At 69.7% G+C, this 10,086-nt stretch carries 10 protein-coding genes; 7 read left to right on the forward strand and 3 right to left on the reverse strand.

The window, feature by feature from the left end:
* The coding region (locus VFS34_00070) for a chloride channel protein (protein ID HET9792827.1) at nt 1–774 on the forward strand (774 nt) is incomplete at its 5' end.
* Between the two features lie 26 nt (nt 775–800).
* A complete protein-coding gene (locus VFS34_00075) occupies nt 801–1,286 on the forward strand; it encodes a universal stress protein (GenBank protein HET9792828.1) in 486 nt (161 codons plus the stop codon).
* A gap of 22 nt (nt 1,287–1,308) precedes the next feature.
* Here VFS34_00075 and VFS34_00080 read toward each other — a convergent pair whose 3' ends face one another.
* Together VFS34_00080 and VFS34_00085 are read right to left on the reverse strand one after the other, a co-directional pair.
* Nucleotides 1,309–2,799 (reverse strand): M20/M25/M40 family metallo-hydrolase, encoded by a 1,491-nt coding sequence (locus VFS34_00080; protein ID HET9792829.1) that lies wholly within the window; start codon nt 2,797–2,799, stop codon nt 1,309–1,311.
* A gap of 26 nt (nt 2,800–2,825) precedes the next feature.
* On the reverse strand, nt 2,826–4,271 hold the full coding sequence (locus tag VFS34_00085; GenBank protein ID HET9792830.1) for an aldehyde dehydrogenase: 1,446 nt from the start codon (nt 4,269–4,271) through the stop codon (nt 2,826–2,828).
* 210 nt (nt 4,272–4,481) lie between these two features.
* Here VFS34_00085 and VFS34_00090 point away from each other — a divergent pair, with 210 nt between their 5' ends.
* Entirely contained in the window at nt 4,482–5,594 is a 1,113-nt protein-coding gene (locus VFS34_00090; GenBank protein HET9792831.1) for a tryptophan 2,3-dioxygenase family protein, read from the forward strand.
* Here VFS34_00090 and VFS34_00095 read toward each other — a convergent pair.
* Nucleotides 5,536–5,979, reverse strand: a complete 444-nt coding sequence (locus VFS34_00095; GenBank protein HET9792832.1) for a Rid family detoxifying hydrolase — start codon at nt 5,977–5,979, stop codon at nt 5,536–5,538. The genes VFS34_00090 and VFS34_00095 overlap by 59 nt on opposite strands.
* A 39-nt stretch (nt 5,980–6,018) precedes the next feature.
* Here VFS34_00095 and VFS34_00100 point away from each other — a divergent pair, with 39 nt between their 5' ends.
* The 4 genes from VFS34_00100 to VFS34_00115 form a co-directional block, all read left to right on the forward strand.
* Complete coding sequence (locus VFS34_00100; protein HET9792833.1) at nt 6,019–6,534, forward strand: 3-hydroxyanthranilate 3,4-dioxygenase; 516 nt, start codon at nt 6,019–6,021, stop codon at nt 6,532–6,534.
* Between the two features lie 22 nt (nt 6,535–6,556).
* The gene (locus VFS34_00105) at nt 6,557–7,570 is read left to right on the forward strand and encodes an amidohydrolase family protein (GenBank protein HET9792834.1); all 1,014 of its coding nucleotides are present in this window, start codon (nt 6,557–6,559) and stop codon (nt 7,568–7,570) included.
* A complete protein-coding gene (gene kynU, locus VFS34_00110) occupies nt 7,567–8,850 on the forward strand; it encodes a kynureninase (protein ID HET9792835.1) in 1,284 nt (427 codons plus the stop codon). The genes VFS34_00105 and kynU overlap by 4 nt, the downstream gene beginning before the upstream one ends.
* 7 nt (nt 8,851–8,857) lie before the next feature.
* A partial coding sequence (locus VFS34_00115; GenBank protein HET9792836.1) for an NAD(P)/FAD-dependent oxidoreductase occupies nt 8,858–10,086 on the forward strand: 1,229 nt, incomplete at its 3' end.

Consider the following 10,086-nt stretch of genomic DNA (forward strand, 5'->3'; position numbering starts at 1 on the left):
GGCACCTTCGCTCCTTCGCTCTTCATGGGGGCGGCGCTCGGAGCGGCGCTCAGCCATGCTCTCCAGCACGTCTTTCCCGGGGCGGGTATCGATTCCGGGGCGTACGCCCTCGCGGGAATGGGAGCGTTCTTCGCGGGCGTCCTGCGCTGTCCGATCGCGGCGGTCCTGATCGTGATCGAGGTGACGGGAGACTACGGCCTCGTTCTCCCGCTGATGCTCTCGGTCGCGCTGGCGATGACCGTTTCCCGGCTCGTGTCGCCGCGCAACATGGTCGAGCAGCAGATGCTCGAGGAGGGATTCGTGGAATCGGAGAGCGCTCCGGATCCCCTCTCGAACGCCCGCGTCCGGGACGTGATGTCGCGATCGCCGATCGCGGTCCTCGCGGCCGCCGACGTCCTTTCCGCGGCGCGCACGGTCGCGGGGACCCGGCACCACTTCTATCCCGTCGTGGACGCGGAGGGAAGGCTCGCGGGGCTCCTTGCCGCCGACGCGATCGACGAGGCGGTCCGCGACGGCCGGGCGGACGTCCCCGTCTCGTCGATCCGGACGCCCGCCGCGGTCGTCGGAAGGGAGGACGAACCGGTTCGGACGCTCGTCGCGCGCATGGCGGCCGCGGGCGTGACGCGTTGCCCCGTCGTGGCGGGAGACGGCTCGGGCCTCCTCGCCGGATTCGTGGGTCCGGCGGACCTCCTCGACGCGAGAATCCGCAGCGCTCGCGCCGCGGACGACGATGAAGCGATTGCATCTGGCCCGGGGGGACGAGGCGGGGGATAGTCGAGACGGCCCGAAAGGAGTCCTTCATGGACGTTCAAAGCCACCCCCGACCCGCCGAAAACCCCGCTTCGCGGGGACGGATCGCCACGATCCTCTTCGCGACCGACCTCTCGCCCGCCTCCGAGCGCGCCTTCGACGAGGCGCGCCGCCTGGCCCGCCAGTTCGGCGCCGAGCTCGTCATCGCGCACGCGTACGACCCGGCCTCCGTTCTCGCTCTCGGCTACATCCCCGCTCACGCGTACCTCGACTGGGAGGACCAGTTCCGCGCCTCGCTCGAGGCGAAACTGGATCCGCTCGTCGAGCTCGCGCGCCAGGACGGAATCGACGCCCGCCCGTCGGTGCTGTCGGGTCAGCCGGAGCAGGCGATCGTCGAGGCCGCCGAGCGCGAGGGCGCCGGAATGATCCTGATGGGCACGCATGGGCGGACCGGCCCGTCGCGGTTCTTCCTCGGGAGCGTCGCTTCGCGGGTGATCGCCACGGCGGCGTGCCCGGTGATGACGGTCCGCGCGTAGTCCGCGGAAGACCGGGACTCTCTCAGCGCGGCGCCGCCCCCCGCTCCGGAGAGCCCGGCTCGAACGGCCAGAGTCCGTAGAACCTCAGTCCGTCCTCCAGCCCTCGCTCGCCGAGGAGCTTCGCCGTCGCGGCGGGAGGCCAGGGCCTCGCGAGACGCTCGGGCCGGTCGGCGGCCCAGAACGCCAGCGCCGCGAAAACCGCCGAGTCCCGGCGAATCATGGCCGGATCGACCGCGTCGATCGTGTCGGCTTCCGAATGGTGGGTCCGGGCGTAGGCGGGCGAGTCCTGTCCGATCCCGACCGCGGCCGCCCCGACGAGCGTGAACGGCAGAGTGTCCATCCCGGCTTCGACCTCGTCGTCCACCGCGATCCGGCCGAATCGCGAGAGCTCCCCCGCGAGACGCCGCGCGGCGTCCACCGCTTCTCTCCTTCCGCCCAGGTGAAGCGCGTCGATCGGCCCGGGGCCGTCGTCGAGGACGAAAACTGCGACGAGATCGGCCATTTCGGCGGCATGCGCCCGCACGTAGGCGATCGAGCCGACGAATCGCTGCTCCTCTCCGGTGAAGAGCACGAAGCGGAGCGTTCGCCGCGGGCGGATTCCGGTCCCGAGAATCGCCCGCGCCGACTGCAGGACCGCGGCGACGCCGAAGCCGTCGTCGGTCGCGCCCTGCGCGAGATCCCACGAGTCGAGATGAGCCCCGGCGAGAACGACCTCGCGCGGACGCTCGCGCCCCCGGATCTCCCCCACCACGTTGGCGGATTCGACCGGACCCGCGGTCACCCGGTTCAGGACGCGAAGCCGTGCGCGGACCTTCCCGCGAGTCGCGAGGAGCCGTTCGACCGCCGAGTGTCCCTCGGGAGTCAGGCTGACGACCGGAATGTCGTCGATGCCGTCGAACGCGAGCGAGGTCGTGTGCGCGAGATCCATCCCCCCCGCCGCCCCGGCGAGCGGCGCCAGCGCCACGCCCGCGGCTCCCGCCGCGAGCGCCCGGCGGACGAGCGTCTCGAGCGTCGCCGCCCGCGGCGCCCAATTCGCGGGCTTCTCTCCCCGTTCGACGGTCAGGACGATGCGGCCCTTCCAGGCGGCGGCGTTTTTCATCTCGTCGTCGAGGCGGAAGAGATTCACGGGCACGATCTCGGCGTCGACTCCCGAGGCCGGCGTCGAGCCCGTCCAGCCGTAGGAAACGACGCGCAGAGAGCGCCGGACGGGAAACGTCGTTTCGAGGCTCGCCGAACCGCGCTCCCAGCCGCGGCGAAGGGAGAATTTCTCGGCATGGACGTTTTCGAGGCCGATCGCCCGCATCCGGCCGGCGGCCCACTCGATCGCCCGGTCCGCCGCGGGGGAACCCGTGAGCCGCCCGCCGATCCGCAGGCAGAGATCCCGCAGGTCCTCCTCGCCGCTGCCGCCGGCGAGCGCCCTTTCGATGATCGCGGGGGCGGCCGCGGGGAGCTCGGAGGGGGAAAGGCCGGGTTTCGCGGGCGCCGCCCTCGCGACGGCGGCCGCGAGGAGCACGGCCGAACAGGCGGCGCCCGACCGCCTCACAGCTTGATGCAGACGTTCTTCGCTTCGGTGAAGAAGTCGAGAGAGTCGAAACCTCCCTCGCGCCCGACGCCGCTTTCCTTCATCCCGCCGAAGGGAACGCGAAGGTCCCGGAGCAGCCACGTGTTCACCCAGACGGTGCCGCACTCGATCGCCGCGGCGACCCGATGCGCCCGCCCGAGATCCCGCGTCCACACGCTCGCCGAAAGACCGTACCGCGAGCCGTTCGCGTAGGCGACCGCTTCCTCCGCGGTGTCGAACGGCGTCACGGTCACGACGGGGCCGAAGATCTCCTCCTGCATGACCCGCCGCGAGCAATCGAGCCCGGCGAGGACCGTCGGCTCCAGGAACCAGCCGCCGCGAAGGCGGTCGGGGAGGTGCGCCGGGCGCTTTCCGCCGCAGAGGACCTCGCCGCCCTCCTCCCTCGCGAGATCGACGTACCCGGAGACTTTCTCGAAGTGCGCCTCGCTGATCAGCGCGCCGACTTCCGTCGCGGGATCCCGCGGATCGCCGACGACGAGACTCCTCGTCCGCTCGAGGAACCGATCCAGGAATTCGTCGTAGAGCGCCCTCTCGACGAAGATCCGCGACCCGCACAGGCAGATCTCTCCCTGGTTGGAGAAGCTCGAAGAGATCGAGGTGGCGACCGCCTCGTCGAGGTCCGCGTCTGCGAAGACGATGTTCGGGTTCTTTCCGCCGAGCTCGAGGGAGACTTTCTTGAAGAGAGGCCCGGCGAGCGCCATCACGTCCGCTCCGGTCCGCGTCCCGCCGGTGAACGAGATCAGCGGAACGCCGGGATGGCCGGTGAGGGCGCGGCCGGCCCCGGCTCCCCGACCGTGGACGATGTTGACGACGCCGGGGGGGATTCCCGCTTCCCGGGCGAGCTCCGCCAGCCGGTTGGCGGTCAGCGGCGTGAGCTCCGAGGGTTTCGCGACGCAGCAGTTTCCCGCCGCGATGGCGGGCGCGATCTTCCACGTCAGGAGGTAGAGGGGAAGGTTCCAGGGCGAGATCAGGCCGGCGACGCCGAGCGGCTGGCGCAGCGTGTAGTTGAGCGCGCGGTCGTCCGTCGCATGGCACTTCGTCTCGGCGTGGAGGATCGCCGTGGCGAAAAAACGGAAGTTCTTCACCGCGCGGGGGACGTCCAGCCGCCGGGCGAGCGCGACCGGCTTCCCGCTGTCCTGCGACTCGAGGGAGGCGAGCTCGTCGAAGTTCTCCTCCACGAGATCGGCGAGCCGCATCAGGAGCTTCGATCGCTCCTCGGCGGGCGTGCGGCTCCACGAGGGGAACGCGCGCGAAGCCGCCGCGACCGCGGCGTCGACGTCCGTCGCGTCGCTGTCGGCGATTTCGGCGATCTCCTCGCCCGTCGCCGGTTCGAGGTCCGGCAGATGGTTTCCGGCGCAGGGCGGCCGAAACTCTCCGCCGATGAAATTGAAGACGCGTTTCACGCGGCGATTCTAACCGGCACGCGTTGAAATGGCGGCGAGGTCCGTGGTACGAAGCGCGAATGCCTCTCCTCGGAAACAGCGTGTCCTTCGTGCCGGCGGCTCGCCGACGAGCTCGAGAGGCGGCGCGGGCCTTCGCCGCGGCGACGGGCGGCTCACTCCGCCGCGCTCCGAACCCGTGTCGCGGCATTTCCGGGCAGGGGAACTGAACCCATGGCCAAGCGCCGCGCTCCTCTCTATTACGCGGACTACATCCAGCTCGACCGGTTGCTCGATTGCCAGCGGCTCGAGAGCGCCCGCCGGGGACGCCCGGCCCACGACGAGATGCTGTTCGTGATCGTCCACCAGGCGTACGAGCTCTGGTTCAAGCAGATCCTGTGGGAGCTCGACGCCGTGCTCGCGATCTTCCGGAGCGCGTCCGTTCCGGAGGAGGACGTCGGGCGCGCGGTCTCGCATTTCGGGCGCATCGTCGAGATCCAGCGGGTCCTCATCCAGCAGATCGACGTGCTCGAGACGATGACTCCGCTCGATTTCCTGGAATTCCGGGACGACCTGATCCCGGCGTCGGGAGTCCAGAGCCTCCAGTTCCGCCTGCTCGAGAACAAGCTCGGCGTCCGGCGCGAAGACCGCCTCCAGCTGCACGACGCCCCGTACACGTCGCGATTCCGCAAGGAAGACCGCGCGAGGCTCGACGCGTCGGAGAAGGAGCCTTCGCTCTTCGACCTGCTCGAGCGATGGCTCGAGCGCACGCCTTTCCTGAGCTTCGGCACGTTCGACTTCTGGAGGGACTACCGGGCGGCGGTGGATCGGATGCTCGCGGGCGACCGCGCCTCGATCCGGCGCAACCCGACGCTCACGGCCGCGGAGAAATCCACCCAGATCGCGGGACTCGAGGCCACCGCGCGGCGCTTCGAGGACGTCTTCGGGACCGGGGGAGAAGCGCCGGCCGCGGCGCACGGTCGCCATTTTTCCCGGCGGGCGCTCCAGGCCGCTCTCCTCATCAACCTCTACCGCGACGAGCCGATCCTCCACCTGCCGTTCCGGCTCCTCGCCCTCGTCGTCGACGTCGAACGGAATTTCACGAGCTGGCGTCAGCGCCACGCGCAGATGGTGCTCCGGATGATCGGCGACAAGATCGGAACCGGCGGGAGTTCGGGCCACGAGTACCTCGGTCGGGCGGCCGAGCGTCACCGCGTGTTCGGCGATCTCGTCGGTCTCTCGTCGTTCTTCATCCCCCGCTCCGCGCTTCCCCGGCTGCCTCCGAAGGTCAAGGGGACGATGGGATTCCGCTTCGGCCGCCGGCGGGCGCCTCCGCGACGATCTTGAGCTCGACGGAGATCGGGGTCGGAAGAGCGACGACGCCGACCGTCGTGCGCGTCGGCCGGATCTCGCCGAAGTAGTCCCCGTACACCCGGTTGAACGCCGCGAAATCGCGGGCCATGTCGGTCAGGAAGACGGTCACGTCGATCACCTTCTCGAGGGAGCTCCCGGCGTCTTCGAGGATCGCCTTCGCGTTCTCGATGCACGAGCGGGTCTGCGCCTCGATTCCTTCGGCGACGGCGTCCGTCTCGCGGTGCCGCGGCCCGATTCCCGAAAGGAAGAGCAGATTCCCGAATCGCCGCGCGTGCGGGTACGGGCCGACCGGCCGGGGAGCCCGGCTCGAAACGATCTCGCCCTTCCGGGCATCGCCACCGTCGGCCGGCCGGCTCATGCGTTCCTATAATATCGACCTCGCACGGGAGGGCGGCCAATGCAGCGGCAGGCGATCAATTTCGCTCGGTGGATCGACGCGCACCGGGAAGACCTCAAACCTCCCGTCTGCAACAAGAAGGTCTTCGACGAGGACGATTTCATCGTCATGGTCGTCGGGGGCCCGAACAGCCGCAAGGATTACCACGTCGACGAAGGGCCCGAGCTCTTCTACCAGCTCGAGGGAGAGATGGTCCTGAAGACCATCCAGGGCGGGCGCGTCGTCGACGTGCCGATCCGGGCCGGCGAGATGTACCTGCACCCGCCGCGCGTTCCGCACTCGCCGCAGCGGATGGCCGGCTCCGTCGGACTCGTCGTCGAACGCAAGCGCCTCCCCCACGAGAAAGACGGCCTCCAGTGGTATTGCGACCGGTGCACGAATCTGCTCTACGAGGAGTACTTCCCGCTCCGGAACGTGGAGAAGGACTTCCCCCCGATCTTCGACCGTTTCTTCGCGAACCCCGAACATCGCACCTGCAAGAAGTGCGGCACCGTCATGCCCACGCCGGGCCCTTAGGTTCCGTCGCGGGGCGCCGTTGCTGAAGATCGACATCCACACCCACATCCTCCCCGAGACGCTTCCCGACTTCGAGAAAGCGTACGGAGCGCGCGGTTTCGTCCGGCTCGAGCACCACGCGCCGGGCCGCGCCCGAATGACGATCGACGGGCGGTTCTTCCGCGAGATCGAGAGCAACTGCTGGGACGCCGGGGCGCGCCTCGAGGAGTGCGACGCCCGCGGCGTCGACGTCCAGGTCCTCTCGACGATCCCGGTGCTCTTCGGCTACGGGGCGGAGCCGGCCCGCGCCCTCGAGTTCGCCCGCCGGTTGAACGATCACATCGCCGGCGTTCAATCGGCCCGCCCGTCGCGGTTCGTGGGGCTCGGGACCGTTCCGATGCAGGATGCGCGTCTGGCGATCGGCGAGCTCACGCGGTGCGTCCGCGAGCTCGGCCTCGCGGGGATCGAGATCGGGTCGAACGTCAACGGCGCCAATCTCGACGACCCCGAGCTCTTCCCGATCTTCGAGGCCGCCCAGGAGCTCGGTGCGGCGGTATTCGTCCATCCCTGGGAGGTCGTGGGGAGGGAACGCATGCCGAAGTACTGGCTCCCGTGGCTCGTCGGTATGCCGGCGGAAACGTCGCTCGCGATCTGCTCGCTGATCTTCGGCGGGGTGCTCGAACGCCTTCCCCGGCTCCGCCTCGCGTTCGCGCACGGCGGCGGCGCGTTCCCCGGGACCTTCGGGCGCATCGCCCACGGATTCGACGTCCGACCCGATCTGTGCGCCGTGGACAACCCCGTCGCCCCGCGCGAATATCTCCGGCGGATCACGGTCGATTCCCTCGTCCACGACCCGGGAATGCTGCGTTACGTCGTGGACCTCTTCGGCGCGGACCGCGTCGCGCTCGGTAGCGACTACCCGTTTCCGCTGGGCGAGGCGAACCCGGGCGAGCTGATCGAATCGTGCCGCTTCCCGGAAGAGACGCGGGCCCGGATCCTGCACGGAACGGCGCTCGAGTGGCTCGGGCTGCCCCGGGAGCGCTTCGAGGTCTCGTGAGCGAGCCGTTCCACTCCGGGCGCGATTTCGCGGTCGCGCTGGACGAGGCCGATCCGCTCCGGGAGTTCCGCGCGGAGTTTCACGTCCCGAAGAGGGACGACGGCGAGGAAGAGATCTACTTCGCCGGAAACTCGCTGGGGCTGCTGCCGCGGCGGACCCGCCGTTACGTGGACGACGAGCTCGACAAGTGGAGCCGGCTCGCCGTGAAGGCGCATTTCTCCGGACCGGATCCGTGGATGCCCTACCATGAGCTCCTCGCGCCGGCGACGGCGCGGCTCGTCGGAGCGCTTCCCACCGAAGTCGTGACGATGAATTCGCTCACGGTCAACCTCCATCTGATGATGGCGACGTTCTACCGCCCCACGCGGGAGCGCTTCCGGGTCCTCGTCGAGGATCATGCGTTCCCGTCGGACGACTACGCGGTCGAGTCGCACGTCGCGAGCCGCGGATTCGACCCGGCTTCCGCCGTCGTCCGCCTCCGTCCGCCCGACGGCGGGCCGGCGATCACGACGGAAGAGATCGCGGAGGCCCTCGCGCGCGAGGGCGATTCGATCGCGCTCGTCCTGCTGCCGGGGGTGCAGTACTACACGGGTCAGGCGTTCGACCCGGAAGCGATCACCCGCCTGGCGCACGAAAAGGGGTGCGTCGCGGGATTCGACCTGGCTCACGCGGCGGGGAACGTGCCCTTGCGGCTCCACGACGCGAACGTCGACTTCGCCGTCTGGTGCACCTACAAGTACCTGAACGGCGGCCCCGGCTCCGTCGGCGGCTGCTTCGTCCACGAGCGGCATGGCAGGAACGGCGATCTCCCGCGCCTGGCCGGCTGGTGGGGGCACGACAAGGAGACGCGTTTCCGGATGCGGCCGGGGTTCCGGCCGATTCCCGGGGCGGAGGGGTGGCAGCTCTCGAACCCGCCGATCCTCTCCCTGGCCGCGATCCGCGCGTCTCTCGAGATCTTCGAATCGGCGGGAGGAATCGGGCCCCTGCGCGAGAAGTCGATTCGCCTGACCGGCTATCTCGAGTGGCTGCTGCGCCGGGAAGCCGGCGATCGCGTCGAGATCTTCACGCCGTCCGAGCCGGGCCGGCGCGGCTGCCAGCTTTCGCTCCGCGTGAAGCCCGGCTCGATCCCCGGCCGGACGGTGTTCGAAAGGATCGAGGCGGCCGGCGTGACGTGCGACTGGCGCGATCCGGACGTGATCCGGGTCGCCCCGGTGCCGCTCTACAACCGGTTCGAGGAAGTGCACCGCTTCGTCGGGATCCTGCGGGCCGCGATCCGTTGAGCGCGCGTTGAGGAGCTCTCCGAGGACTCCGCGGGAAACGGAAGAGATCACGCTCGTCGGCGCCGGCCTCGCCGGGACGCTCCTCGCGGTTCTCCTGGCCCGGCGCGGCCACCGGGTGACGATCCACGAGCGCCGCCCCGATCCCCGAAAGGTCCGCGCGTCCTCCGGGCGCTCCATCAACCTCGCGCTCGCCAACCGCGGCATCCACGCGCTGGAACGGGCGGGTCTGATGGACCGCGTCCGGCCGGCGTTGATCCCGATGGCGGGACGGATGCTGCACGACGAGAGCGGCGGCCTGCGGCTGGTCCCTTACGGCAACAAGCCGCACGAGGTCATCTACTCCGTCTCGCGCGGCGGCCTGAACGCGCTGCTCATGGACGCCGCCGAGTCGACCGGCCGGGTTTCGATCCGGTTCGGACAGTCCTGCGGCGGCGTCGATTTCGAAAACCGCCGGGTCCGGATCCGCTCCGGCGACGACTCGGAAATACACGAATCTCCCTACGCCGTCCTCATCGGAACCGACGGAAGCGCCTCGGCGGTTCGCGCCGCCATCGTCGCGAAGACCGGAGGGGACGCCGCCGAGGAGCCGCTCGGCCACGGCTACAAGGAGCTCTCGATCCCCGCGGCTCCGGGCGGGGGCTTCCGGATGGAAAGGAACGCGCTCCACGTCTGGCCGCGCGGCGAGTACATGCTGATCGCGCTGCCCAACGCCGACGGCAGTTTCACGGCGACGCTTTTTCTTCCCAACCGCGGCGAGGAGAGCTTCGAAGCCCTCCGGATTCCGGAAGACGTGCGGAAGCTCTTCGAGCGCCGGTTCCCGGATGCGATCCCCCACCTCCCCGATCTCGCCGGGCAGTTCTTCGCCAACCCGACCGGTCATCTCGAAACGATCCGCTGCCGCCCCTGGTTCTTCGAGGACCAGGCGCTCGTTCTGGGCGACGCGGCGCATGCGATCGTGCCGTTTCACGGACAGGGGATGAACGCGGCTTACGAGGACTGTGACGCGCTGGACGCGCTGCTCGAACGGGACGACCGGCCCTGGGGAGAGATCTTCGCGGAATTCGAGGCGCTTCGGCGCCCCGACGCCGACGCGATCGCCGCGATGGCCCTCGAGAACTATGTCGAGATGCGGGCGACCGTCCGCGAGCCCGCGTTCCAGCTCAAGAAGGAGATTTCCTTCCGCCTGGAGGAGCGGCATCCCCGCCAGTTCGTCCCGCGCTACTCGATGGTGATGTT

It is taken from the genome of Thermoanaerobaculia bacterium (assembly GCA_035717485.1).
Taxonomy (GTDB): domain Bacteria; phylum Acidobacteriota; class Thermoanaerobaculia; order UBA5066; family DATFVB01; genus DATFVB01.

Bases quoted from the DNA above. Each gene is read 5' to 3' on its own strand.
- VFS34_00090 (HET9792831.1), top strand. From the start codon at position 4,482: ATGGCCAAGCGCCGCGCTCCTCTCTATTACGCGGACTACATCCAGCTC.
- VFS34_00075 (HET9792828.1), top strand. From the start codon at position 801: ATGGACGTTCAAAGCCACCCCCGACCCGCCGAAAACCCCGCTTCGCGG.
- VFS34_00100 (HET9792833.1), top strand. From the start codon at position 6,019: ATGCAGCGGCAGGCGATCAATTTCGCTCGGTGGATCGACGCGCACCGG.
- VFS34_00095 (HET9792832.1), bottom strand. From the start codon at position 5,979: ATGAGCCGGCCGGCCGACGGTGGCGATGCCCGGAAGGGCGAGATCGTT.